The following is a 25,176-nucleotide window of genomic DNA, read 5'->3' as shown; positions in this document are numbered from 1 at the left end:
CGTCGAGTGGTACGGCAACGGCTCCTGGCCCCCGGGAACCACGGTCCACGCGGCATCCAACGGGAAAACCTGGGAGGGGAGGTCGATTCCCGGTCTGGTCGACGGTGGTTGGCACACGTGGCAAATGCATTGGGCCGAGGACGGGTTCCACTTCTCGCGAGACGGGGCACCGTACTTCAGCGTTCCCAACAAACCCATCCATGTCCACGGCGGCGCTCCTGACGACTTCCGGTGGCCGTTCAACAATCCCGGCTATTGGATGACTCCGATGTTTACCCTCGCGGTCGGTGGGGTCGGCGCCGGCGATCCTGCCCTAGCTGCCTACCCGGCGACCATGCTCATCGACTACATACGTATCTGGTGAGCGTTATCGCTCCGCTTTGATCACCTGAACCAGGTTGAACTGCCAGCGCTCGACCAGCCGGAACCCCAGGTCGTGGGGAACCGCGAAGGAGGGGGTTCCGCCGTAGAGAGGGCCGGGCGCGAGCGCTGCCCCCTGCTCGTGGGCGGGCATCGAGTAGTCGGCTTGGGTGATGATCCACACGACGCGGCAGTGGCTTAACGGCTTGGCGACAACTTCCGGTATGAGGTTGGTATCGAAGACATCGCGGCGGTCCGTTGCCCGCTGCCACAGGGTGAGGTCGATCAGCTTCCGATAGGCATCGGGGCGCGCCGCCATCAACGGCCGCATAGGGGCAGGCATGAATGTCACTGTGTCGTTGACGAGTAAGCAATCGCCCTGCGCTGCCTTCGCGGTGATCAGGTCGGCAACTTGGCTGTAGTCCATACCGTATTTGGCGTACGGGTTGCGTTGCGCGCGAATATAATTCGGTGCTGCGACGACGGCGAAAAGGCAAACCAGCGCCGCCGCCGCCCATGGTTTCACCGTCAGTGCGCCGATACAGACGCCCAAGACGAGCGCCATCGCCGGCGCGGTGAAGGACAAGTAGCGTGGCGTGTAGATGGGGTGAACCATCGCCGACCAGATGACGATCAAGGCGGTCGGTATCACAAGCCATCCGATCGCTAAGGTCAACAGCTGCCGATCTGCCTCAGCTAATCGTGCGGATGTGCAGCGCCACAAGACAATAGCCCCCACTACCACCAGTGCCGACAAAATCGCGAACGGCGGGCTTCTTTCGAAATATTGCTGAACCCCGACATCTTCGATCGTCCGGCGCCCAATCGGTGCGATCCAACTGATCTGATGCGCTTGGCCAACGGCCACGACCATAAACGGCGTCACAGCGCAACCCGCCAGAACCGCTGTAATGGCGAACCGTACTAGGACCGCCCGCCTGTGCCAGAAAAGGACGATGAAAGCGACGTGAGCCAACGACAACAGCACGAGATACATGTCGAGCAGGATCGAGATCGCCAGGACGACCCCATAAGACAGCCAGACCGACGCGCTGTTACGGCGCGCGGCGCGAACGAGCAGTACCGTCAGCCATACCGCGGCCATCATCGACAAGGCGTAGGGGCGAGCTTCGATGCCCGCCCACGTCGCGCGGGGCAAGATCGCGCAGACGACCCCGGAGGCGAGTGCGACAGTGCGCGACGAGAACTGCTTGCCCAGCACCACTACACCGGCCGCGGCGCCACCAACAGCCAAACCACTTGGCACTCGGGACCAGAACTCCGTGGGCGGGAAAATCTGGAACCAGCCGTGCATGAGCAGGTAGTACACGCCGTGGACGGCGTCGACATTGCCCAACATCCGCCACAACTGACCCAGCGATCGACTGTATGAGGCCGAAATGGTCGCGGCCTCGTCGTACCAGAACGACGGACGGCCGGCGCCACCCAGACTCACTGCGGCCGCCAATATTCCAACGATCAATGGATCGAGCGCGTCCGGCGGCAGTGTCAGCAGGCCACCGCGAAGCGCACCACGGTGACCCCGTGACTCGCTGAGCACACCGCTATGTTGCCAGAAGCCCACCGGGCCTTCTGGCTGGTCGGCCAGCGGCCGATGATGCATGAGAAATGCTAGCGGCGATCACGGCCAGGATTCGCTTCTTGCCACGCGGTGCACCGTGGGCTGCTATCGTCCTTCGGTTGTGTCTGAGATGAATCGACGCAGCGTCATGTTGACGATCGGTATCGGCGCGCTGGCAGCCGCGATCCCGGCCCCCAAAGCCAGGGCTTACCCGTTGCGACCGGAGGCACCGGCGCGTCCAGCACCGCCGCCCACCGCGCCAGCGCCCGGTACCCAAGAGGGGGGTTTCCTTTTCGACGATGAGTTCGACGGCCCGGCCGGCTCAGCCCCCAATCCGGCGAACTGGACGGTGTCGAACTACCGGACGCCAATCAAGAATCCGGTGGGGTTCGACAGGCCAGGGTTTTGGTACCAGTACCGCGACAGTCGCCAAAACGTGTTCCTCGACGGCAACTCCAATCTCGTTCTCCGCGCCACACGAGAGGACAACACCTACTTCGGCGGCCTGGTTAGCGGCAACTGGCGCGGAGGCATCGGCACCACCTGGGAAGCCCGGATAAAACTCAACTGCCTTACTGCCGGTGTCTGGCCGGCCTGGTGGTTGTCCAATGACGATCCTGGTCGCAGTAGCGAAGTCGACGTGCTCGAATGGTACGGCAACGGGGAGTGGCCTTCGGGAACCACCGTCCACGCGAACCCAGAGGGCACAGCATTCGAGACCCACCGGATCGGGATGGACGGCGAGTGGCACAGGTGGCGAGTCACATGGAATCTGGGCGGGTTTTTCTTCTGGCAAGATTATGTGGACGGCATGCAACCGTACTTCAGTGTTCCGGCGATCGGGATCGAGAATTTGAACTTGCCCATCCGCGAGTGGCCGTTCAACCAGCCCGGCTACACGATGTTTCCGGTCTTCAATCTTGCGGTTGGCGGTTCAGGTGGCGGCGACCCGGCGTCGGGTGCCTATCCGGCGGACATGCTCATCGACTGGGTGCGTGTCTTCTAACGGCATGCTGCACGGCCAGCCCCAGCGACACTAACTAAGACCGCGACTGGCGCACTTTGTACGTCGAGGGCCACGATTGTCGCGTGTCGTCGCCGACCAGCGGCGTGCCCATGCTTCCGACTTTGACGTCGTAGGCTTCCTGTTCGGCACCGACTTCGCGGTTGGCGTGTTCCTGCGCGAGGTAGTACAGCTCATCGATGGTGGCTTCGCCGTAGGCAACGAACGAGGTCTTCCGGACGATGTCGCCGGCCCCGGCGGTCATCAGGTCGGGCAGGATTTTCGTCGCCAGCGCCCCCAGGCCCCACAACGAGAATGGGATGACCCAGTAGCAGACGAACGACAGCGGTGTCTTGGCGTCGAGAATCGTCGCGTCGCGCTGCACGATCGGTGGAATCGACGCCGAGACCGTCATGCCCGCGAAAACGGCAACCCAGATCCATGCCAGCCGCATCGTGACTTGGCCGAACAGATCGCTGTCGACCACTCCCGGAGGCTGACCCGCCGCGACGAACTCATGCACGAAGGGTTTGCCGGTCAGCACGCCGATGAGGACCACCAGCAAGATCCCCGCGATGCTCAGCGGCTGAACCCACCGCTCCGTCGACGACTGGCTCATCAACAAGGTCGCGGCCGTCAACACCAAGAATGTTCCGACAGCCCCGATTTCGAGCGCTCGCACGGGTATCCGCGTGGCGCGGCTGACCACCAACCCGACGACGGCGATCGCCAACGCGACCAACACCGCAACAAGCGAGGGCACGTTGCCGACAAGCACCCAATAGACGAGCCACGGTGCGAAGCCAAACAGAATGCCCACGATCGGTCAGTGTATGGGCGCTGGAAGCTCGTCCTACGACTGGTCAGCTTCCTGCTCGGTTTGTTGAGCCTGCAGCTCGTCTTGGGTGAACTGCTGCTCGGCCTGGTCGTTTTGTTCCTCAGCTTGCTGCTGGGATTGGATCATCGACTGGATCGCGTTGTTTTCCGACAACTGCGCCTCGTCCTGATCCTGTTGTTGCTGTAGTAGCTGCTGCTGGAGCTGGCTGTCGTCGGTGCTGACGGTGGAGTCGTCGGTGCCGACGCTGGAATCGTCGCCGCCGGAGTCGTCGACCTGCTGTAGCAGTGGCGTCACCCAGCTCGGCGAGGCGGCGGCAACGTTCGCCGGTAGCTGAATCGTCTGGTCCACTAGGCGCACCTGCCCGGACGCCACCGTCGATTCGTCGACCCCGGGCGACGCGGTGGAGAAGAACGCGAGCACGGCGATCCCGGTGGCTCCGGCGACAGCCACCTGCGTGGCACGGCGACGCCGACGCCGAGCGTTGGCGGTGTTGATGTCAGTAGATTCTGCGGTGATGGTCATCAGCTAAAACTGCGCTCGGTCATTAGCTGCAGGCTTGGTGGCGCTTATCGCTTCACTGTGAGATCAAAAGTGCCTGGGCCGGGCTCAGCTAACCTGAACCCGTGCTAGACGAGGAGCCCCGCGCCGGGCGTTTGCTCGGCGGGGTCCGGCGCACTCCCGCGCAGAGTCGCATCCTGCACGCCGCGTTGGATTTATTCGCCGACCACGGTGTCAGCGGAACGTCGCTGCAGATGATCGCGGACGCTGTCGGGGTGACCAAGGCCGCGGTCTACCACAAGTTCAAGACCAAAGAAGAGATCGTGATCGCGGTCGCCGAAATGGAACTGGCCACCCTCGAGGATGGGCTGGAGGCGGCCGAAGCCCAGGCGGACTCGGTCGCCGCGCGCAAAGTGCTGCTGACCGAAGTGGTCGGGATGGCAGTTCAGCGCCGTCGCTGGGTAAGGGCCCTGCAGAACGACCCGGTGATGGTGCGGCTGTTGGGTGAGCACGAGCCGTTCCGCAACCTGATCACCCGGCTATACGCGATCTTGCTGAACGAGGCCGACGACACCGAGGCGCGGATATCGGCGGCGCTGTTCTCCGGCGCGATCGCCGGCACGGTGATCAATCCTCTCGTCGACGACATCGACGACGACACGCTGCGCTCGGTGCTGATCCACCTGACCGCACGCATGTTCAAGTTGCCCGACTGACCCGTGCGCAGGGTTCACGCCGAAACCCTTGCTGTCTCCGTGTCGGATCATCTATGGTCGGGGTAGCCGATCGGCTACCCCGTGGCTATGGAGGCGCTATGCAGATTCTTGCCGAGGCCGAGGACCTACCCAAGACCGCAAACATCAAGACCCAGCTGATCAGCCTGTGGACCGCGCCCGTCTTCGGCGTCGTCCTGCTGATCGCATTCCTGGCGTTCCCGGGATTCTTTCCGCCGATGTCGCCGGAAATGACCGCCGAGCAGGTCGCGAAGTTCTACAGCGACCACACGGCAATGATTCGATTCAGCATGGTCACCTTCAACCTGTGCGGGATCATGTTGCTGCCGATCTTCATGGTCATCGTCGTCCAGATGAAGCGGATGGCCACCCAGAGCCACGTCTTCGCCTACTGCTACCTCACCGCAGCGGTCACCGGTGCAACCCTTTTCGCGCTCGCCGACATCTTCTATCTCGTCGCGGCGTTTCGGCCCGCCCGCAACCCTGAGCTGATCGAGCTGCTCAACGACATGGGTTGGATGATCTTCATCGCGCCAGTTGGGGCGGCAGTTGCCATGAACCTATTGCTCGGGCTGGCAATCTATTTCGACGACGGGCCCAACCCCGTGTTTCAACGATGGGTCGGCCATTATGCCGTGGGTACGGCGCTCGCAATGGCCCCGGCCGTCGGCGCCGCCGTCTTCACCACCGGGCCGGTGGCATGGAACGGCGTGATCTCCTTCTGGCTTCGTAACGGCGCATTCACGCTGTTCGTGATCGTGATGTTCTTCGTGCTGCGCAATGTGCTGCACCGGCAAGCGATCGACGAGGGGGTCGCGCGGTGAGCAGCACGGTCTCGACTGACTCCTCGCCAACGGCCGGTACAGTTGATCGTGCCAGAGTCCCGCGAGCCGGCAAACGTGATGTCTGGCTTGTCTTTTGGATCGTGCCTGCGTTCTACACCGCGTTCGGTGTGATCTTCTTCGCGCTGGCCAGAGTGATGCCGCCGCCGCGGCCTGATGTGACCGTCGACCAGATGGTGCATTTCTTCCACGCGCACGCGCTGACCATCAAGATCGGCTTCGGGGTACTGGTGCTGATCGTCGGGGGCGCCGGCATTTCGAACGGCATTGTCGTCTACCACATGAAACGGATGACGGTCGGATCGGTGATGGCCTACATCTATCTAGGGTCGATGTCGGTCGGTGCGCTACCCGGGTGCCTGCTGGTCGCGTTCTCCTTTTTGACGGCGGTGTATCGGCCGGGCCGTGATCCACAAATCCTGGCCATGCTTTACGACCTCGGGCTGCTGTCGTACGTCGGCTCACTGGGGTGTTTCTCAACCGCGTATTTCGCCTTCGCGGTGGCGATTCTCTACGACAAGAACAAGATTTTCCCTAAATGGCTTGCCTACGTGAATATCTGGCAGATCGTCACCGAAATCCTCACGGTCGCGATATTCGTCTCGAAAGCGGGACCGTTCGCGTGGAACGGCGCTAATTCGTTCTGGTTGGGGACGGCGATTTTCGGTGTCTGGCTCGTTTGCGTGATCGTATTCCTGAAGAAGGCCAACGAGCGGCAGCCGGCCGACGAGCCACCACTGGACTGACGGGCGACTCCATGGCAAACACAGGACAAACCGCGGCCGAATCCGGCCCCGCCACAGTATCTTCCGTGAACAGCGCCGAAGGCCAGCGCAGGGTCCATCTTCCGGGCGATGTGCACATGTGGGTGATGGTTCTCGGCGACCTGATCATCTTCGGCGCCTACTTCATCATCTTCATGGTCTTCCGGGCGATGAAGCCACAGGAATTCCTGGTTTCCGAACAGCATCTCAACATCAACATCGGCGTGCTCAACACGCTGGTGCTGCTGGCCAGTTCCTGGTTCATCGCCCGCAGCGTGCAGGCCACCCGCGCAGGTGACCAGGCCCAAGCGCTGCGTCTGACCTATGGCGGTGGGCTGTGCGGGGTTGCGTTCATCGCGATCAAGGCCTACGAATGGTCGACGAAAATCGCTCAGGGCTACACCATTTCAAGCAACGACTTCTTCATGTTCTACTACATGCTCACTGGTGTGCACCTGTTCCACGTCTCCCTTGGCCTGCTGATTTTGGGGATCACGGTGCGCGAACTGCGCAACCCTCGCCGTCGGCGACCCTTCATGGTCGAAGCCGGGGCCACCTACTGGCATATGGTCGACCTGCTGTGGATCGTCATCTTCGCCCTGCTCTACGTGATGAGGTGAGCGCATGACCACGACCGTTGCCCGGACAACGACCTACGTCTGGATGGTGCTGTCCGCAATCACGATCGTCTCATGGTGGCTGGCGCCCGGTCACACCCGCGGAGCCGTTGCGGTAGCCAGCGTACCGATCACCGTTGCCGTCGTCCTGTTGGGATTCATCAAGGGACGCTTGATCATCCAGTACTTCATGGAAGTGCGCACTGCCCCGCGGTGGCTCAAGCTATTCACCGATGCGTGGCTCACCACATTGTGGGTCGGGGTGTTGGCGATCTACTTGTACTGAAGTCTGACTACCCGGACAACCGCTGGGCCAGCGCCCACGCGGCCTGCGCCATGCTTCGATAGCGTTCGCGATATTCCGTCGTGCCGGCGCGCGCATCGGCGGCGTTGCCTTCCACTCCGCGGCGCCATACCCCGGCGGTGATGGAGGCCAACCGGAACATGGAAAACACCACGAACACGTCAAGCGACTCCGGGGGTTTGCGGCCGGCATGCGCGCAATAGCTCTCGATGAAGGCCTGCTGGTCGGGAACCCCAGTGCCAGCGAGGTTTTCGTCCGCTACCCCGGTCCTGCCACCGGGTCCGCCCGGCACGTGGTAGGTCACGCAGAAATACCCGAGGTCGGCCAGTGGATTGCCGATCGTTGCCAGTTCCCAGTCCAGCACTGCGACCACCCGCGGCTCGGTCGGGTGCAGCAACACGTTGCCCAGGCGGTAGTCGCCGTGGGCGATGCAGGCCGGTTCATCGTCAGGTGGAAGGTGGTCGGGCAGCCATTGCGCCAGCAGGTCCATCGCCGGCATGTCCTCCATGCGCGCCGCTTCCCATTGGCGAGTCCACAACGCCACTTGACGTTGCATATAGCCCTCTGGCCGGCCGAACCCCTCGAGCCCTGCCGCACGCCAATCCACGCGATGCAATGCCGCAAGCACCCGGGCCAGATCCTCATAGACGGCAGCGCGGTGCGCCGGTGTGCTCTCACGCATCACTCGGTCCGGAAAAACCCGTCCCTCAACGTGATCCATGACAAAAAATGGCGTGCCGAGGATCGTCTCGTCTTGACACAGCAGTCGCATCCGCGGTACCGGCACGTCGGTCTCTGACAACGCTGCCATGACGCGGTGTTCGCGTTCTACCTCATGGGCGCGGGGCAGCAACTTGCCCGGCGGCTTCTTGCGCAGTACGTAGTCGCCACCGGCAGTATGCAGGTGATAGGTGGGGTTGCTTTGTCCGCCCTGGAACTGACGAATCTGCAACTGACCATCGAAACCCGGCAGTCGTCCACGCAGATATCGGGCCAGCGCGGCCTCGTCGAAGCGGTGTGCGGGCAGCACCGGTATGAGCTCTGCCATCCCCTCCATTTCACGCCCCTTGTCGATGCACGCTTGGAACCGCTGAGCGTCCGCCCAACCGCTGTCGGACAAACCTTAGTACCCGCTCGCGGCATCGACGCCGGAACTCAGCCGATGATGCCTTGACTGAGCGCATCGCCGAATGCTAAGCATGTGCTCAGCTAAGAAATTTGGGCGACTGCCCAAACCTCAGCCCGCAGATGTGGCCGGCCGCCGAGGAGCGATGAAGCGATGGCCCGTTTCGGTGTTGGCGTCATGCACAACACGATCAATTCGCGGTTCGGCCCAAAGCCGTTGGTGCATGCCGACTACGCGATCGGCTTGGCCTGTCGCGCCGATTCTTTCTGGGTGGCCGACCACCTCAACTCGGCGTGGCCGCCGTCGATGTGGACGCCAGAGCATGTCGGCGCGGCTCGGCTGATTCCCAAGATCGACGCCCACCTGGAGCCGTGGACGATGCTGGGCTACCTCGCCGGACGGAACAAGCTGGGCCGGATGCGGTTAGGGGTGGCCGTTACCGATACCGGTCGGCGCAATCCGGCGGTCACTGCGCAGGCCGCCGCGTCGCTGCATCTGCTCACCCGTGGTCGCGCTGTCCTCGGCATCGGAACCGGCGAGCGGGAAAGCAACGCGCCCTACGGCGTGGACTGGTCCAAACCGGTGGCACGCTTCGAGGAAGCCGTCGCCACCATCCGCGCGTTGTGGAACTCCAACGGCGAGTTGGTCACCCGCGATTCACCGTTCTTCCCGTTGCACAAGGCGACTTTTGCGCTGCCGCCATATCGGGGCAAGTGGCCTCCGATCTGGATCGCCGCCCATGGGCCGCGGATGATGCGCGCCACTGGACGATACGCCGACGGCTGGTTTCCGGGTACCACCCGCGCAACCGAATACGGTGAGCAACTCGAGATCGTGCGTACTGCGGCGTCGGATGCCGGGCGCGACCCGACGGCGATCACCCCCGCCCTGATCCGGTTCATCGTCACCGGCCGATCTCGCGACGAAGTCGACGAAGTCGTGGAATCCGATATCGCCAGGGTATTCACGCTCCTCTCCCCCGCCAAGGACTGGGCCCGACACGGCGCGCAGCACCCACTCGGAGCAGACTTCACCGGTGTGCAGGACTTCATACCGCAGACGATCGACGAGCAGACCGCGCTCGGGTATGCCGCGAAGGCTCCCCGATCCCTGGTCGAAGAATTGTTTGCGGTGGGGACACCCGACGAGGTGATCGACCAGATGGCCGACTTCCGCGACCATGGTCTGCGCTATCTGGTTGTCGGCAATGCCGGTGCAATTCAACCGAGTCTGCGCAAGAGCGCTACCGCGACCGCGCCCTACGTCAATGTCGTGCGTGCGCTGAGAAAGCTGTGAGGTGACACGATGCCGATGATCGACCTGACCTACGTTCGTGGTTCGTTGGACGACCAGGTGCTGGGACGACTGACCGACGAGCTCGTCACCGCGCTGCTGCGCGCCGAGCGCGCCCCGGACACCCCGTTCCTCCGCGACAACACCCTGGTGTACCTGCACGCGTTGGATCCGGCAGCGCAGTCGGTGGGCGGTCGTGGCCCGGACACGCCCCGATTCCGCGTCGAGATGACGGTGTTCGAAGGCGCCCTGTCGCAAGATCGCAAGGAGCAGCTCGCGGCTGACGTGCACGCTGCGGTGTGCGCCGCCGCGGTAATCGACCTAGAAGGCGCACGGGCGCTTCATGTTTGGACACTGATTCACGAGGTTCCCGAAGGCAACTGGGCCGGTGGTGGCAAGATCATCTACCACCGCCAGGTCGAAGGTCTGGTGGCAGACGACGCCGAATAGTGTCGGGCTATGGACATCTCCTGCGCATTCGCGACCTCGTCCGACACCCCGGCGCACGTGGAGGCAGCCGAAACGCTGGGCTATCGGCGAGCGTGGCTCTACGACTCCCCGGCGTTGTGCCCCGACGTGTGGATGATCCTTTCGCGGTGTGCTGAGCGAACGTCGCGCATCGGCCTGGGGCCGGGCGTGCTCGTTCCCAGCTTGCGCCATCCGATGGTCAACGCCGCAGCGATCGCCGAGCTCGTGGATCAAGCGCCGGGTCGCGTCGCGGTGGCCGTCGGCTCGGGCTTCACCGGCCGGTTCACGCTGGGCAAGCGGCCCATGCCATGGCGCCAGGTCGCCGAATATGTCCGCTGCTTGCGGACTCTGCTGGCCGGCGAGACCGGCGAGTGGGATGGAGCGAAGATCCGCATGCTGCACTTGCCCGGCTTCGGCGCGAAGCGACCGGTTCAGGTGCCGATCCTGATCGGTGCGGACGGCCCGAAGGGGCTGGCGGTGGCAGCCGAACTAGGCGATGGGGTGTTCTCCGCCGCCGTCGCTCAACCCGATGCCGTCAAGCTGGCCGACTGGAGGGCGCTGCTGTCCTTCGGCACGGTGCTCGACGAGGGTGAGCAATTGACCTCTGCTCGGGTCGTCGACGCCGTGGGACCAGCAGCGGTGGTGATGTACCACGCCGCCTACGAGCGCGGAGGCGCCGCCGTAGTTGACGCACTACCGGGCGGGCACGGCTGGCGCGAGGCTGTCGAGGCCTGCCCTGAGGCCGAGCGGCATCTCGCAATCCACGAGGGCCATCTGGTGAAGGCCAACTCGCGGGACGAGCCGCACGTCGCTGACCTCATCCCGCTGGCCAGCGCCACGGCTTTGGTGGGTACCGCGCAGCAAGTGTCCGAGCGAGTTGCCGGACTCGGCGCACTTGGCGTCACCGAACTCGTCTATCAGCCCGCCGGATCCGACATCGAGCGCGAGCTCCGCGCGTTCGCATCCGCCATGGGCCTTGCGGGTTGAAACACCCGGCGCAGGTACTACCGTGTGGTAGATGACTGCCGAAGTAATCGTGACGGCGTTGCTTGCTGCGCTCTTTGCGTTTGCCAGTCTGATCAAGCTGTTCGGGGTCCGGCAATCGCTGGCGATCCGCGACCATCTCGGGGTCAAGCCGGCGCAATGGCGGGTGATCGGGCTACTCGAGCTGGCCGGCGTGGCCGGTGTGCTGGCCGGGTTGGCCTGGGCACCGATCGGTGTCGCTGCCGCCATCGGGCTTACTCTACTTGCGTTGGGCGCCATCGTTTTTCACCGGCGCGCATCCGACAGTGCCGCTGACACGACCCCCGCGGTGATCGCTCTGGGCCTGGCCGTCGCGACCGCCATCCTGCAGTCGGTCTAGCCGCGACCGTTGTCGCGCCGGCGCCAGCACTATTAAGCTGGGCTAAATGAATGACGTCGTCATCGCCGGGGCGGGCCCCAATGGGCTGATGCTGGCCTGCGAGCTCGGGCTGGCCGGCATCCGGTCGATCGTGCTCGACCCGTTGTCGGGACCAAACCCGGAACCGCGCGCCAACGGGGTGACAGGGCAAGGGGTTCGGATTCTCGACCATCGAGGTTTTTACAGCGTCCTCGCGGGGACCGATGACCCACCGCAGCCGTCGCCTTGGGCCATGTTTGCGGCTTTGACGCTGGATCTGGCAGGGACGGCGGACACCCAAAACTATATGGTCGCGGTGCAACAGCCCCGGCTTGTGCAAGTCCTTGCCGAGCGCGCCGGCGCGTACGGCGTGGACATACGTTGGGGCCACCGGCTAACGGGTTTCGATCAGCGCGCCGACGGCGTCACAGTGCATGTCGCGGGTCCGGACGGCGACTATGATCTAGCGGCTGAATACCTGGTCGGAGCCGACGGCGGCACTAGCCAGACACGCAAGCTCGCGGGCATCGATTTCCCCGGAATGACTTCGCATGACGCGGTCGCCCGGATGGCGTTCGGGGTGGTGCCGCCGGATGACTGGGTTGACCCGGTCAGCGGGGCGCTCGACGTGCCCGGGTGGGGCCGAGTCCCGCCCACGCCGTTCTATCGTGCCGAAAACGGCGTCTTCGCCTGCCGTCGGTTGGGCGGCAGGTCGATGGTAATCGCCCTCGAACTGGACAGATCGGCTCGAGAAGACCGCGTCGACGACTATCACGACGACGAAACGCCGGTGAGCCTGGCCGAGATAGAGGCCAGCGTGAAACGCGTGCTCGGCGCCGACGTACCACTGCGGCCGATATCGCCCGACACCCCGTTGGATCTGCGTCGCTTCTACGGCATCAACTCGAGGATCGCGTCGCGGTACAGATCAGACCGGGTGATCCTGGTCGGCGATGCCGCGCACGTCCACTCCCCCCTTGGCGGCCCGGGGCTCAATCTTGGTCTGCAGGACGCGGTGAACCTCGGCTGGAAGCTGGCTGCCGTCGTTGCCGGTCGCGCCGAGCCTGCGCTACTCGACACATATGAGGCTGAGCGCCGGCCCGCTGCCGAGCGAGTCATCATGCACAGCCGCGCCCAATTGGCCCTGATCAGACCGGGGACCGAAGTCACTGCCCTACGGCAACTTTTATCCGAACTGCTGGAGGATCCCGGTGCTGTCCGTCGCCTCAGTGATCTGGTGTCCGGCAACGAGAATCGGTATGCCGTTGGCGCTGATGCGCATCCGCTGGCCGGACGCTGGGTGCCCGATTTCGCTGTCGCTACTGCCGACGGGACCCGAAGGGTAGCAGAGCTCGCCCGCGACGGGCGGCCGCTGCTCATCGACCTGACCGAAGGCGCCGGAGTCGCGGCCACCGCGGCCGACATCGCGGACCGGATCACCCTCACCGTGGGACGCCCGGTCGGTGACGTCTCGGCCACGGCATTGCTTGTCCGTCCGGATGGCTATGTGGCGTGGGCGTCGTCGGCGCCGAAGCCAGCGGTGGACGAACTTCGTCGCGTCCTCGCGCGGTGGTTCGGCATTACCTCGTTCTAATAGCACCGGCAGTACAGGCGATCCAGCCGACCCTGCGAAATCCTTAGAATCGGCCATCGCCTGCGCGGTCTGCTGGGTCAAGGCGCGACATGCGCTCTCCGGCGCTTACCATCCCTATATGAGAAGGGCTTTCATCGTTACATTCGCGGTCGGGTTTATCGTCGCAGTGTTTGGCCTGATCTGGGCGCTCCAGGGATTCGGAGTGCTTCTTGGCAGCCCGATGAGCAACACCACGACCTGGTCCATCATTGGTCCGATCACAGCGCTGATCGGCATCGTGATTGCGGTATTGAGTTGGCGGAAATTCTCGTCGAAATAGTGTTTCACGTCTCCGCCACGGTGAAGTCCACCGTGTGCCAGCCGGTGGCGCCGTCGGGGACGGTCCCAACCTGATCTTCAGTTTGGGTAGCTCCGGAGTTGTCGGTGGCGCGCACGGTGATGGTGTGTTTCCCGGGGCTTTTCGCCTGCCAGGGGAAGCTCCACAACCGCCACGTCTCGTTGGAATAGCTCGCACCCAGTCGAGCAGGCTGCCACACGCCATCGTCGATACGGATCTCGACGTCCCGCACGCCACGATTCTGTGCCCAGGCGACACCGCCAAACACCACGGGCCCCATCGGCACCTTCTGACGACCTTTCGGCACGTCGATCCGCGACTCGGTCTTGATGGGTCCACGGGGTGCCCAGCCCTCCCGCGTCCAGTACGCCTCCGCTCTGTCGAAGCGGGTCAGCTCCATCTCGACGACCCACTTGGTGGCCGACACGTACCCATAGAGCCCGGGTACTACCAGCCGGGCAGGGTAGCCATGCTCGATAGGCAGCGGCTGACCGTTGAGGCCGACCGCCAGGAGCGCGTCGCGGCCATCGGTGAGCGCCTCCACCGGCGTGCCGGCGGTGAACCCGTCGATCGACGTCGAGAGCATCATATCGGCGTCCGCGTGCACACGGGCCGCCGCCAGCAGGTCAGCCACCCGATAGCCTGTCCAGATGCCCGTCGAAATCAGTTTGCCTCCAACGGGATTCGACACGCAGGTTAACGTCGTCGCCATTTCGACGACGTCGAAGTCGGCGAGGTCGTCAAAGCCGTAAGTGGCTTCGCGGTCCACCATGCCGTGGATGCGCAGCCGCCAGTCGCCGTGGCTGAGTTGGGGAACACTGAGTGCGGTGTCCACCCGGTAGAAGTCGGCGCTGGCGGTGACAAAGCTCGGTAGCGCCACGCCGTTCGGTTGCACATCAGCAGGTATTGGTGGCGCCGATGTGCGCGGTCGGGGAAGTGTGAAGCTGTTGCGATCAGCGGCCACCGAATGCACCAACCGCGTGATGACCGCACCCAGCACGCCACTCACTACTCCGAATCCGAGCAATCCGAACATGACCAACCTGCGCCGGCCGGCATCCGGCTCGTCGAGGTCGGCTCTGTCTTCCGGGTCTCCCAGGCCGGGCCAGAACCGACGGGTGAGCAAGCGTAGGGCAGCCACACCGCAGGCGGCGCCCGCGACGGTGGGGATCGTGTCGAGCGCTGTCGCACCCTGCCGCGACAGCACTGCGATGCATCCCAGGACGCCCGCCGCGGCGATCGCGGCGCTGCCGAGCGGGCGGCGCTGAGTCTCGAGGGTCCCGGCGATTGCAGCGACCGTCGCGATCACCACGAGCACGACGACGGCCAGGAAGAGTTTGTCCAGAGAGCCCAGGGTCTGAATCGCCCACTCTTTGATGGGCCCCGGTGTCAGGTCGACGACCAGTGAGCCAATCGCGGCACGCGCATCGGCCCGTGCACCGAACGGGATGGCCATCAGCTGGGCTACCCCGAGCGAGACGGACGCGGCGGCGACCCCGGCGATCATCCGCTCGTTCGACGGGGCGACAGCCATCGGAGCTACTGTACTCGAGTTCCCCACGTTCTCCCCAGTGACCGCAAACACCTTGTCGTGCAGGCGAACCGGTTGCGAGCAGGTGGCCCACGATTTGGTTGCGAGGATCAATTTCGATGTCGATATCGCCAAGAGCCCCGCAGCATCGGCGGACGGCGAGGGAACGGTGGCGGGGCGGGCCGGGGACGGCGTGCGTTCCGGGACGACAGCGCCCAAGTACGGTGGTCGTACGTCGTTGCCATGGGAGGGTGTTTATGCCCGATTCACTGCCCGGTCCTCGTCTACGCCAGGTGGCGTTGGTTGCCCGCGACTGCGAGAAGACCGCCGCTGCTCTCCAGGAGACGTTTGGCTGGCCGGACCCGTTCCATGATCCGGGGGTCGGCGAGTTCGGGTTGATCAACGCGGTGTTTCCCGTGGGCGACACCTTCGTGGAAGTCGTCTCTCCCGAGCAGCCCGATACCACCGCAGGGCGCTACCTGGCCCGCCGCGGGTCAGACAGTGGCTACATGGCGATATTCCAGATGCCCTCGCTTGAGGAGGCCCGCCGACGGGTCGCCGATCTGGGAGTTCGCGTGGTGTGGAAGGTTGACCTCGAGGACATCGCCGGCACCCACCTGCACCCTAAGGACATCCCCGGGGCGATCGTGTCCCTCGACTGGGCGTCGCCCACCAGCTCGTGGCGCTGGGCGGGACCAGCATGGACGGGAACCGCGCCAGATCACCCTGCTGGCGGCATCGCCGGCATCACGGTCGAGGTGGAAGAACCGGCCGTGGCGGCTCAGCGGTGGGCCCGGGTTCTCGGGCTCGACGCGGAGGTAGATGGCGGGCTAGCCGTGGTCCGGCTGGACCCGGCCGGCCAAGCCCTGCGGTTCGTCTCGGCGGCGAACGGCCGCGCCGAAGGCATCACCGAACTCTGGTTGACACCGGGCCTGGAGGGCTTGCCCGAGGGTGACGGACCAGTCGCCGAGATATGCGGAGTGCGTTTCGTGGCGGGTGCGCCGTGACGGCCCTCGATACCGGATCCGAAGACCTCCTGGCCGAGGTGGACGAAGGCGTGGCGGTGATCACCATGAATCGGCCCTCAAGGCGGAACGCCTTCTCGGACGAGATGGTCGAGGCGTTGGGGCGGGTCCTGGCCGAGGTCGAAGTCAGCGATGCGGTCGGGTGTGTGGTGCTGACCGGAGCGGGCGGCGCCTTCTCGGCTGGAGGCGACGTCAAGGCCATGGCGGACCGCGGATCTTCAGGCGGGGCGTCGGTACCAGTGGACGTGGCGATCCACCGCCAGCGGCTGAACCAGCAGGCGACCAGCGGGAAGCTGTGGCGGATGCCGAAACCGACGATCGCCCAGGTTCCCGGCCCGGCGGCCGGCGCGGGGCTGGCGCTGGCCTTGGCGTGCGATCTCAGGTACGCGGCGGACACAGCCATCTTCACCACCGCCTTCGCCCGCGTCGCCTTCGCCGGCGACTACGGCGGAACCTGGTTTTTGACCAGGCTAGTCGGCACGGCCAAAGCCAAGGAGCTGTACTACTTCTCGGAGCGGCTGACGGCGGATCAGGCCGAGGAGTTGGGTTTGGTCAATGCGGTGTTCGCGGCCGGCGACCTCGAGAAGGAGGTGATGGACCGGGCCCGGAGGCTGGCCCAGGGTCCGTCGATCGCCTACCGCTACATGAAGGAGAACCTCAACCGGGCGGTGCACGGCAGCCTCGAGGAGTGCATGGACCTCGAGGTCACGCATCACATACACACTGGGCTTACGGAGGATCACCGTGAGGCGGCGCTGGCGTTCGTCGAGAAGCGGGAGCCCCGCTTACGCGGTCGCTGACGCGGTGATGTGGAAGGGTCCGGCGGGGTGCGAACTTTATCGGCCAAGCCGACGATGCCGCCGTCGGCCTTGGGATCGCCCTGAGAGCCCCGCACAGCGACAAACACCGATATCGGGATGGGCGAAAGCAAAAAGCTCGTGCCCAATCTGCTCAGTAGTTGTTGCAGGTGCTGAAGACCTGCTGGACAAGTCCAAACTGCTGGTCAGCCCCTGGCTGGTTCGCCAGCATCTGGGCGATCTGCTGGCGTTGACTCGGCGGCGAGGCGAGGAACTGACGCAAAAAGGATGCGCTCTGCGGCGAAGAGTTGAATTGCTCGGCGGCTTGGGGATTTGCCGCCTGCAGCGCCGACACCACCTGCCCGTAATTGCAGGTTGTGTTGACAAACGGACTTAGATCCGGATCGGCGGACGCGAGCCCGGCCCCAGCGGTCAACGACAATGCCAGGCCGCAAACCCCGACAGCCAATCTAGTCAACGATAGCGTGGCCATTTTTGGATACCTCCAGCTAATCCACTCCTAGACGGCGACGACATCAAGCCCAGCGGCTACTGTCATTAGTCGACGCTAGCAGGCGTGCGGGCGGTTTTAGGCGGCTTCCGTGATACGGGAAGGAAGTTCAGCGATCTCCGTCTTTCCGCCGACGACGCAATCGCCACGACGACCGTCGAAAAACACAAGGACGCTCCCAGCGGCCGCACCTACGACTACCGGCTGACGCCGCACACGGTGTCCGAGGAGCTGATGCCCGGCGCGCCCGAGCAGGCCCGAAACACGCTGGTCGGCTTCGCGTTTGGCGATGAGAATCCGAGCAAAATTCTCACGCAAAATCAAAATCGCGTGAAACAGATCGCTGAGAATTCCTGCGGCCTTGAGGGGCTGTCACGGACCAAGCTGGTTGACTATCCGCAAACTTAGGGGTGTTTTTGCTGGTCAGACCGGTTAGCTGCGGCGTCGCGTTCGGCCACATATTTCTTGGTCATGTGCTCGACGGCTTGGTTCTGCGACTGCGCGAGACCCTCCCGCGCCTCGCTGGCGCGCGCGGCGGCGTCCAGCGTGGGCTGCGCCTGACCCTGAAAATGCGGCATCACTTCGGCGGCGAACAATTCGGCTGACCGTTTGGTGGCCGCCGGATTGGCCCACTCGTGACCCATCTGCAGCATGCAGCCGAACCCGCCGGATTGATCCCACATCCGCTGCACCTGTTCTCGAGCCCGCTCGGGCGTGCCGATCACTCCCGCGCCGTTGTCGTTGATGACGTCGATCATCTCGTCGATCTGCTCGCCCGGCATCGTCATCTGCGGGAACGCGGCCACCTTCTGGAAGTACCGGAACCATGACTCGAGGCCGAATCTCACGTCCTCGCGGGCTTGCTTTTCGGTTTCGGCGACGTGGAACGGCCCGACCAGGCTCCAATTCTTGCGATCGACTTGGGTGCCGAATGCCGCCGCGCGCTCTTCCACGATGTCCCAGTGATACTGCAGCGCGTTAAAGCCCTCGATAGTCAGCGTCGCCCCAATGGACAGCAAGCCGATGCCGTGCTTGCCGGCCAACCGCGCACCCGTCGGCGAGGCGACCGCGGCCACCGCCAGTGGGACACCGCCGTCAGAGTACGGAGAGAGTTGCAGCTTGGCGTCGAACAGTTGGTGGGTGGCAGTTTTCGCGCTGACCGTCTCGCCCGCTAGCAGCCGAACGACGATGTCGAGGTTGGTTTCCAGCAGCTCACGGGTGTCGGTCGGGGTCAGCCCGATCATCGACGAGTCGCTGGGCAGCGACCCCGGCCCCACGCCGCCGATGATGCGGCCGTGGGTGAGGTGATCCAGCATCATCAACCGGTCGGCGACCCAGAGCGGGTTGTGGTACGCGAGCGAGATGACCCCCGTGCAAAGCTTGATCCGCTTAGTCCGTTCCGCGGCGGCGGCGATGAAGATCTCCGGCGAGGCGATGAGCTCGCTGCCTGCCGAGTGATGCTCGCCAATCCACGCCTCGTCGAAGCCGAGCGCATCGAGGTGTTCGACGAATTCGAGATCTCGCTGCAACGCCAGTGTTGGGTTGGTACCTGCGCGGTGAAACGGTGCGATGAAATACCCAAATCTGAGCTTGGCCACGCGGTGAACCTTAAACCCGCCGGGCAACCCGCGGCCAGTAGTTCGCGCCAGGAACCCGTGACTAGCTCAGCGGCGGCGCCGGATCACGGCCAGCCGCCGCAACCGACACCAGGTACACAACCGTGGCCGCCGCCAGTGTCCGCCGCCGCCGAACAATGCCATGGTGGTCCGAGCTTGAGACTTCATGCGCAAATCCCCCATCTCATCAGCTGCACCTCTTGATACCCGATGTGCGAAACGCGTCGAATGTTAGCTCCGCCTAGACAACTGGGCGCGTATCAGTGGAGCGATCATCTGCGCCATATACGCATGTCCGGCATCGTTGGGATGCACACCATCGGGGCCGATCAGGTCGGGCCTGCCAACAAACCAGCCCTCGCTGATCGGATCGATGAACGTGGCACCCGCGTCATGCGCCCGACCGCTGAGGATGTCGCGGACGTAGAGGACGTCGAACGGCGGATTGGCAGTCGGCCATGGCGGGCCGATCACCAGCAGCTTCGATGAGGGCGCCATGCGGCGCGCCAGATCGAAGGTGTCGTGCGCCATGCCCGCCATTTGCGCAGGATCCACCGCCTCGTCATTGCGCGAGCCGAAGAACACCACCAGCGCATCGTCGGGATCGACCGCTCTGCCGGTGAGGTCCTCGAAGACGCTGCCGTGGTCGCCGCGCACGACATAGCCGGCTCTGCCCTCGGATGCGACATCGGGCGAAATCTGGACGCCCTGGCGAGCGAGCGTCAACCAGGTGCGGTTGGTCCACGCATTCTGGCCCTGCCCGCCTTCATCGGTGCCGGCGGTGTAGGAGTCCCCGATCACCGCGACGTGATCGATCGGGGTGCCGCGGGCCGTCGTCTGGTACGCCCGCGTCGGGGCCGCGCGGTGGCTGACCATTCCGAAGGTAACGGCCAGGGCGATGACCACTGCGGCGAGACGACCCACTGCTACCTCCACTTGCCGCGTGCGGCACCCGCGTAAGCGGCATCGTATGAGCAAAACCACGAGTTTCGCCGCCGATGCGCTGTCGTCTGGTTGGACACCGACCAGGAGCCGGTCAGCGTTGGTGAAGCCCCCATATCGTCGACGGACGCGGGACAGCGAAAGATCCCGCGCCACTGCGCATCGTACTTGATCAGGATGCGGCGCTGCAGCGTTCGTGTCCGGAGTTGATTACCTAGCCGGCGCGCGCCGAAATCGACTTTGGCCGTCCCTCCAGGGCTCGGTCGATCGATTGAAGCTTGCCGGTAGTCGGATGAGCTGCTGGATCGGTCCGGGCATCAGCGGCCGGGCCGCTGACGTCGACCATCTTCCGCATCCAGCGGCGAGCGGGTTCTTCAACGGAATGGAACAGCACGAACGCGGCACCGAGGGTGATCGCGAGTAGCCCGGCGACGATCAGCTTTCCGATACTGCCGTGCAGCGTGAGCTGGAACTGTTCGGCGGTCCATAGCCACGCTGTATGCACCAGCTCGTGGACCATGTACACGCAAAACGAAATTTGCCCGCCGAAAACCATCAACCGGGTGGACAGCAGCGCCGGCAGGCTGCCGGCGCCGATCGCCAGCGTCATCACCAGCGGCACGAACAGGACGTCAACCAGCCCACTGGTGTCCTGGACACCGTGCAGCGGATGCGCATCGAACAGGTACAACAGGCCGACGACGGCGGAGATCAGCAGCACCGAAACGTAGCCGGCGACGTGCCGACCGCGGTCGGTCGGACGCAACCTCATGACGGCGGCAGCGACCAGTGCGCCAGCGGTGAATTGCATGACGATGCGCGGCAGCCAGCTCCACGGCGTGTAGAACTGGCCGCTCAGCAGCAACATGACCACCGGGGGTAACGAGGCGACGACCGCCAGCCACATCAGGCTCCGCGCTCTCGTCGCGTGTGCCGCCCGGAAGATCACCAGCACCAGCACGCCGAACAACAGGTAGGCCAACCATTCGGCGCTGATCGACCACGCGGGCCCGTCCCAGCTCGAACCATCGAAGAACGGCTGGAACCACAGCTGAACCAGCAGGACCTGACGCACGTAGCTGACCGCGCTGAACCCGCTGAGATCCTGCCACGGCACGTGACCGACATGCAGAGTGAAGATCACCCACAGCGCGGCGAGATGCAAGGTGACCAGGTAGACCGGCCATACTCGGGCCAGCCGGAGCCAGAGGAAGTGCAGGGTGGACCGTGTCGACCAGGACCAGCCCATTCGATCGAGGTAATTCCAGGTCAGCACGAACCCACTGAGAATGAAGAACAGGTCGACGCCCTGCGCTCCGCAATTGAGCACTGGCGAGAGCGCGTCGCGGAATCCGGGCGCTGAGTCACGCAACAGCGGGCGGAAGTGAAACAGCACTACCCACACGGCGGCGATGATGCGAAGACCTGTGAGGGCCTTTATCTCTCCGCTGCGCACAACGCTCTTCCCGTCAGGCCACTGGTCTTCATTCGCCACTGCCGCTTCATCTGTGCTGCTGCGCCACCTGTCCGGGCGGTTTAACCCCACGCGACCCGACAAAACGACGGCGATGGGAGGGTATCAAGGCCGTCGCTCGAATGGCGAGTCGTCGACCCGGTGTGGCTCCTGAGAATCGCCTTTAAGCATGGGGTTTATCTTCGCGCCTAATGTCGACGGTATGAGGGCGCCCCGTGCCCGGAAGCGTCGGGAGAAAGCAATGCCGCTGCCGTATGTCGACATCATCGAGGGACGGACGCCGGCCGAGATTCAGGCGTTGCTTGACTGGTCTTTCGGCTGCGGTCGGGCCCAGTTCCTCACCGGAGAGCTCAGGTGAGTGCCGCATGCCACTGACTACTCGTCTCACAAAGTTCTTCGGGATCGAACACCCGATCCTGCTCGCGCCGATGGCCGGGATTTCCGGAGGCCGGCTCGCGGCGGCAGTGACGGGCGCGGGCGGCCTGGGTCTGATCGGCGGAGGCTACGGCGACGCCGATTGGCTGCAAACGCAAATCGGCAAGGCCGACGGCGCGCGGGTCGGATACGGCTTCATCACCTGGAGCCTGGCCCGTAACCCCGACTTACTCGACATGGTCCTGGCTCAGCAACCGGCAACGGTCATGCTGTCGTTCGGTGAGCTGGAGCCGTTCGCCCACCGCATCCACGCGGCCGGCGTCCCGCTGATCGCACAGGCGCAGACTCTCGATCATGCGCGTCGGGCCCTGGACGCCGGCGCGGAGATTCTGGTGGCCCAGGGTGGCGAGGCGGGTGGGCACGGAATGAGTGCCCGCTCGACTTTCACCCTGGTGCCCGAAGTCGTCGACATGGTCGCCGAGCGGTCGCCGGAAACGCTGGTGCTGGCCGCCGGCGGTGTCGCCGATGGCCGTGGGCTCGCGGCGGCGCTCTCACTGGGTGCCGACGGCGTGCTGGTCGGCACCAGGCTGTGGGCTGCCCCCGAGGCGTTGGTCTCGCCGCGGGCGCATCAGCGGGCCATCCAGGCCGGCGGGGACGACACTTTTCGCACTCAGGTCTACGACGCTGTGCGGCAACTGGATTGGCCCACTGAATACAACGAGCGGGCGATTGGCAATCCCTTCCTCGACGTGTGGCACGGTAACGAGGCGCGACTTTCGGCGGAGTTGCCCGAAGCGATCGAGACCTTCGAGAAGGCTGTTGCCGCAGAGGACTTCGACGCCGCGGCCATACTCGTCGGCGAGGCGGTGGGACTCATTCACGACGTTCGCCCCGCCGCTGACATCGTGCGTGACATGGCCCGCGACGCGACAGCAATCCTGGATCGGCGTCGTCCTTAGTACAGCGGTGACCAGGCGGATGTTCGCAGCAACCGACTCTGCCACTGGTCGCGGTATTGCAAGGCGTCGAACATGTAGGTTCCGGGTCCGCGGTGCTCAGCCGGGATGTCGGTAGTCAACAGATGCAAGAGGGCCGCGTAGTCGTTGGTCGCGTCAATCTTCTGCCACAGCATCGCCTCTCGGCGTTTATGGCTGCCGTGCGCCACCTGGAAGCAGGCCTGGATTTCGAGCACCCTTCTGCCGGGTGGCGCCTTGGACAGCACCCGGTAGTAGATCTCATCCCACGAGCGGATGTAGTCGTCCAGCGGCGCGTAAGGCCAACCGGTGTCCTCCATGAACAAACTCAACGGATGCGTTGTGCCATCGGTGGGCACGCTCGTCAGGTCCACTTCTTGTAGGGGTGACCACTCGACCGGTAGCAGGATTTTTCCGGTGACCTCGTGGCGCAGGTTGTCCAGCTCGCGCATCCATGGCGCCAGATCGCCTGTTTGTGCCCGGCGGGCCAGGCTCTCCCACGCCGCGCCGTCGGCGATGCCGGTGATAGTGACGACGTTGTAAGCCGCCCCTGATCCGTGAGCGTGATTGGTGTACCAGAGCAGCCGAGCATCGTCCTGCCGCGCCAGTGTGGGCATCCAGCCTTCGCGGTAGGCCGCCTCGAAGTCGTCCTCGCGTGCGCCGACGACCCTGTGGGTCTCGTGAAGGAACAGCACGGCGACTCCTCTCGGTTGCTCAGCCGTGGTCGGCGATCAATGCGGCGAGCTGACGGCGGTTGAGCTTGCCGGTCTCGGTGTACGGGATGCGGTCGACGATCATCAGCCGCTCAGGCAGCTTGAAATAGGCGATGCGATCACGACAGTGCGATCGCAGCTCCTCGAGTGTTACGGGAAGGCAAGCCACCACTGCCGCTCCTACCCGCTGGCCCATCTCGTCGTCGCTGATCCCGACGACCGCCACGTCGGTGACAGCCGGATGGGCACGCAGTGCTTCCTCGACCTCGACCGGGCCGAACTTCTCTCCGCCGCGGTTGATGGTGTCGCTCAACCGGCCACTGGGATAGATGTAGCCATCGGCGTCCTGGTAGGCGAGGTCACCGGTATGCAGCCAGCCTTGGCTGACGTTCTGGCTGGTGTTCACCCACAACTCGCCGACGCTTCCGGTCTCGACGTCATTGCCGGTGTTGGGATCCACTACTCGCACTTTGACTCCCGGCAGCGGCATTCCCACCGATCCCACCCGGTTGGGCTCGCGGTGATCGTCCGGCGACAGAGTCGTGTAGGCACCGAGCGTCTCGGTCTGGCCGAATACGTTGGCAAACGCCACATGTGGCAGCGCGGTCATTGCGCGGCGCACCAGCGCGACGGGCGCGGCGGCCGCCCCGTAGGCGATGGCCACCAGCGAGCTCAGGTCGGTGCCGGTGAAGTCGGGGTGGTCGAGGATGCGCTGGAGCATCGTCGGAACCAGGAACGCCGTGCGTACCCGATGCTCCTGCACCAAGCGCAGCCACTGTCCGGCGTCGAACCGTTCCTGCACGACCGAGGTGTTGCCCGAGTAGAGGCTGCCGAGCATGCCCAGCGAGCCGCCGACGTGGAAGAACGGGACGCACATCATTCCGACAATGGGCGCCGCGTTGGCGCGGAACGGCGCCCCAATCCCCCGAATCCGCGCAGTCAATTGTCCGCTGGTGATCCCGACCGCCTTCGGGAGTCCGGTTGTCCCGCTGGTGAAGAGCACCAAGGCATCGCGGTCGGCAATCTCCTCGACGGCCGGCACCGGCGAAAGCTGTTGGCCGCTCAATAGATCGGCGGGCGTCAACGTGTTGGTCGCCCCCGCTGCACGCAGCTGGCCGGCGAACGGTTCGCCGGCGACGCCGACCCCGACGCACCCCGCATTGCGCAGCAGGTCCCGCAGCTCGGCTGAGGTGAGCGCGGGGTTCATCAGCGCCGCAGCCGCGCCGATGCGCGCGGCGCCGAGCACCGATGCGATCGACAGCAGGCTGCCGCCGTCGACGACCGCGACGCGGCTTCCGGCCACCACCCCGTTAGCCGCCAGTCCGGCGGCGCACCGTTCGATGGCCGTCGCCAGCTGGCCGTAGCCGATTGCGCGGTCGCCGATGATAAGCGCGACGCGGTTCGGGTCGTCGGTGGCGACGGCGTCGATTATCGTGCCGATGTTCATCAGCGGCTCAATACAGCGGTGACCACGAGG

Annotated in this window: 28 protein-coding genes and 1 pseudogene; 18 read left to right on the top strand and 11 right to left on the bottom strand. The window is 64.6% G+C overall.

Annotation, left to right across the window (positions count from 1 at the left end; translation table 11 throughout):
- A pseudogene (locus tag VEI45_RS01350) lies at positions 1-364 on the top strand (family 16 glycosylhydrolase); the annotation flags it as partial.
- 3 nt (positions 365-367) lie between these two features.
- Here VEI45_RS01350 and VEI45_RS01345 read toward each other — a convergent pair.
- On the bottom strand, positions 368-1,876 hold the full coding sequence (locus VEI45_RS01345; RefSeq protein ID WP_324849376.1) for a glycosyltransferase family 39 protein: 1,509 nt from the start codon (positions 1,874-1,876) through the stop codon (positions 368-370).
- Positions 1,877-2,072: 196 nt separating this feature from the next.
- On the opposite strand from VEI45_RS01345, the gene VEI45_RS01340 reads away from it, so the two are divergent.
- Positions 2,073-2,948, top strand: coding sequence for a glycoside hydrolase family 16 protein (locus tag VEI45_RS01340; protein ID WP_324849374.1), 876 nt, complete (start codon positions 2,073-2,075; stop codon positions 2,946-2,948).
- A gap of 34 nt (positions 2,949-2,982) precedes the next feature.
- On the opposite strand, the gene VEI45_RS01335 is transcribed toward VEI45_RS01340, so the two are convergent.
- A complete protein-coding gene (locus tag VEI45_RS01335; protein ID WP_324849366.1) occupies positions 2,983-3,765 on the bottom strand; it encodes a hypothetical protein in 783 nt (260 codons plus the stop codon).
- 33 nt (positions 3,766-3,798) lie between these two features.
- A complete protein-coding gene (locus VEI45_RS01330; protein ID WP_324849364.1) occupies positions 3,799-4,305 on the bottom strand; it encodes a hypothetical protein in 507 nt (168 codons plus the stop codon).
- 101 nt (positions 4,306-4,406) lie between these two features.
- On the opposite strand from VEI45_RS01330, the gene VEI45_RS01325 reads away from it, so the two are divergent.
- From VEI45_RS01325 to VEI45_RS01305, 5 genes are all read left to right on the top strand, one after another.
- Positions 4,407-4,997 (top strand): helix-turn-helix domain-containing protein, encoded by a 591-nt coding sequence (locus tag VEI45_RS01325; protein WP_324849362.1) that lies wholly within the window; start codon positions 4,407-4,409, stop codon positions 4,995-4,997.
- Between the two features lie 98 nt (positions 4,998-5,095).
- Complete coding sequence (locus VEI45_RS01320; protein ID WP_324849360.1) at positions 5,096-5,839, top strand: hypothetical protein; 744 nt, start codon at positions 5,096-5,098, stop codon at positions 5,837-5,839.
- A 101-nt stretch (positions 5,840-5,940) separates the two neighbouring features.
- Positions 5,941-6,603: a hypothetical protein gene (locus VEI45_RS01315; protein ID WP_324849358.1), complete on the top strand. Its 663-nt coding sequence runs from the start codon at positions 5,941-5,943 to the stop codon at positions 6,601-6,603.
- A 116-nt stretch (positions 6,604-6,719) separates the two neighbouring features.
- Positions 6,720-7,241 carry a cytochrome c oxidase subunit 3 gene (locus tag VEI45_RS01310; RefSeq protein ID WP_324849372.1) on the top strand — a complete coding sequence of 174 codons (522 nt, stop codon included), beginning with the start codon at positions 6,720-6,722 and terminating at the stop codon, positions 7,239-7,241.
- Between the two features lie 4 nt (positions 7,242-7,245).
- A complete protein-coding gene (locus VEI45_RS01305) occupies positions 7,246-7,524 on the top strand; it encodes a cytochrome C oxidase subunit IV family protein (RefSeq protein ID WP_324849356.1) in 279 nt (92 codons plus the stop codon).
- Between the two features lie 7 nt (positions 7,525-7,531).
- Here the strand turns inward: VEI45_RS01305 and VEI45_RS01300 are convergent, their stop codons facing one another.
- Complete coding sequence (locus tag VEI45_RS01300) at positions 7,532-8,590, bottom strand: phosphotransferase family protein (RefSeq protein ID WP_324849354.1); 1,059 nt, start codon at positions 8,588-8,590, stop codon at positions 7,532-7,534.
- Between the two features lie 231 nt (positions 8,591-8,821).
- On the opposite strand from VEI45_RS01300, the gene VEI45_RS01295 reads away from it, so the two are divergent.
- The 6 genes from VEI45_RS01295 (at position 8,822) to VEI45_RS01270 (ending at position 13,723) form a co-directional block, all read left to right on the top strand.
- Positions 8,822-9,964: an LLM class flavin-dependent oxidoreductase gene (locus VEI45_RS01295; RefSeq protein WP_324849352.1), complete on the top strand. Its 1,143-nt coding sequence runs from the start codon at positions 8,822-8,824 to the stop codon at positions 9,962-9,964.
- A gap of 9 nt (positions 9,965-9,973) precedes the next feature.
- Positions 9,974-10,411: a tautomerase family protein gene (locus VEI45_RS01290; RefSeq protein WP_324849350.1), complete on the top strand. Its 438-nt coding sequence runs from the start codon at positions 9,974-9,976 to the stop codon at positions 10,409-10,411.
- 9 nt (positions 10,412-10,420) lie between these two features.
- A complete protein-coding gene (locus VEI45_RS01285) occupies positions 10,421-11,416 on the top strand; it encodes an LLM class flavin-dependent oxidoreductase (protein WP_324849348.1) in 996 nt (331 codons plus the stop codon).
- A 31-nt stretch (positions 11,417-11,447) separates the two neighbouring features.
- A complete protein-coding gene (locus tag VEI45_RS01280; protein WP_324849346.1) occupies positions 11,448-11,792 on the top strand; it encodes a DoxX family protein in 345 nt (114 codons plus the stop codon).
- 46 nt (positions 11,793-11,838) lie between these two features.
- The gene (locus VEI45_RS01275) at positions 11,839-13,404 is read left to right on the top strand and encodes an FAD-dependent monooxygenase (RefSeq protein ID WP_324849345.1); all 1,566 of its coding nucleotides are present in this window, start codon (positions 11,839-11,841) and stop codon (positions 13,402-13,404) included.
- A 118-nt stretch (positions 13,405-13,522) separates the two neighbouring features.
- Positions 13,523-13,723 (top strand): hypothetical protein, encoded by a 201-nt coding sequence (locus tag VEI45_RS01270; protein WP_324849343.1) that lies wholly within the window; start codon positions 13,523-13,525, stop codon positions 13,721-13,723.
- Between the two features lie 4 nt (positions 13,724-13,727).
- Here VEI45_RS01270 and VEI45_RS01265 read toward each other — a convergent pair whose 3' ends face one another.
- A complete protein-coding gene (locus VEI45_RS01265) occupies positions 13,728-15,275 on the bottom strand; it encodes a molybdopterin-dependent oxidoreductase (RefSeq protein WP_324849341.1) in 1,548 nt (515 codons plus the stop codon).
- Between the two features lie 254 nt (positions 15,276-15,529).
- Here VEI45_RS01265 and VEI45_RS01260 point away from each other — a divergent pair, with 254 nt between their 5' ends.
- Positions 15,530-16,279, top strand: a complete 750-nt coding sequence (locus tag VEI45_RS01260) for a VOC family protein (protein ID WP_324849339.1) — start codon at positions 15,530-15,532, stop codon at positions 16,277-16,279.
- On the top strand, positions 16,276-17,097 hold the full coding sequence (locus VEI45_RS01255; RefSeq protein WP_324849337.1) for an enoyl-CoA hydratase-related protein: 822 nt from the start codon (positions 16,276-16,278) through the stop codon (positions 17,095-17,097). Before VEI45_RS01260 ends, VEI45_RS01255 begins: the two co-directional genes overlap by 4 nt.
- 151 nt (positions 17,098-17,248) lie before the next feature.
- Here VEI45_RS01255 and VEI45_RS01250 read toward each other — a convergent pair whose 3' ends face one another.
- The gene (locus tag VEI45_RS01250; RefSeq protein WP_324849335.1) at positions 17,249-17,587 is read right to left on the bottom strand and encodes a hemophore-related protein; all 339 of its coding nucleotides are present in this window, start codon (positions 17,585-17,587) and stop codon (positions 17,249-17,251) included.
- An 84-nt stretch (positions 17,588-17,671) separates the two neighbouring features.
- On the opposite strand from VEI45_RS01250, the gene VEI45_RS01245 reads away from it, so the two are divergent.
- Positions 17,672-18,013: a hypothetical protein gene (locus VEI45_RS01245; protein WP_324849333.1), complete on the top strand. Its 342-nt coding sequence runs from the start codon at positions 17,672-17,674 to the stop codon at positions 18,011-18,013.
- On the opposite strand, the gene VEI45_RS01240 is transcribed toward VEI45_RS01245, so the two are convergent.
- The 3 genes from VEI45_RS01240 to VEI45_RS01230 all read right to left on the bottom strand — a co-directional run bounded on the left by VEI45_RS01240 (position 18,010) and on the right by VEI45_RS01230 (position 21,619).
- Entirely contained in the window at positions 18,010-19,203 is a 1,194-nt protein-coding gene (locus tag VEI45_RS01240) for an LLM class flavin-dependent oxidoreductase (RefSeq protein WP_324849331.1), read from the bottom strand. The two genes, VEI45_RS01245 and VEI45_RS01240, sit on opposite strands and share 4 nt — an antisense overlap.
- Positions 19,204-19,452: 249 nt before the next feature.
- Complete coding sequence (locus VEI45_RS01235) at positions 19,453-20,145, bottom strand: Rv0518 family GDSL lipase (RefSeq protein WP_324849329.1); 693 nt, start codon at positions 20,143-20,145, stop codon at positions 19,453-19,455.
- Positions 20,146-20,377: 232 nt separating this feature from the next.
- Positions 20,378-21,619: an acyltransferase gene (locus tag VEI45_RS01230; protein WP_324849370.1), complete on the bottom strand. Its 1,242-nt coding sequence runs from the start codon at positions 21,617-21,619 to the stop codon at positions 20,378-20,380.
- Positions 21,620-21,839: 220 nt separating this feature from the next.
- On the opposite strand from VEI45_RS01230, the gene VEI45_RS01225 reads away from it, so the two are divergent.
- Both VEI45_RS01225 and VEI45_RS01220 read left to right on the top strand, forming a co-directional pair.
- Positions 21,840-21,995 (top strand): hypothetical protein, encoded by a 156-nt coding sequence (locus VEI45_RS01225; RefSeq protein WP_324849327.1) that lies wholly within the window; start codon positions 21,840-21,842, stop codon positions 21,993-21,995.
- 7 nt (positions 21,996-22,002) lie between these two features.
- The gene (locus tag VEI45_RS01220) at positions 22,003-22,971 is read left to right on the top strand and encodes a nitronate monooxygenase (RefSeq protein WP_324849325.1); all 969 of its coding nucleotides are present in this window, start codon (positions 22,003-22,005) and stop codon (positions 22,969-22,971) included.
- On the opposite strand, the gene VEI45_RS01215 is transcribed toward VEI45_RS01220, so the two are convergent.
- Entirely contained in the window at positions 22,968-23,681 is a 714-nt protein-coding gene (locus VEI45_RS01215; protein ID WP_324849323.1) for a hypothetical protein, read from the bottom strand. The genes VEI45_RS01220 and VEI45_RS01215 overlap by 4 nt on opposite strands.
- Positions 23,682-23,700: 19 nt before the next feature.
- Positions 23,701-25,176, bottom strand: a 1,476-nt coding sequence (locus tag VEI45_RS01210) for a class I adenylate-forming enzyme family protein (protein ID WP_324849321.1), incomplete at its 5' end; no start/stop codon positions are given.

Origin of the sequence: Mycobacterium sp. (assembly GCF_035623875.1) — a bacterium.
GTDB lineage: Bacteria > Actinomycetota > Actinomycetes > Mycobacteriales > Mycobacteriaceae > Mycobacterium.
The sequence above is the reverse complement of the archived record's forward strand: the minus strand, read 5'-3'. Positions and strand labels throughout refer to the sequence as shown.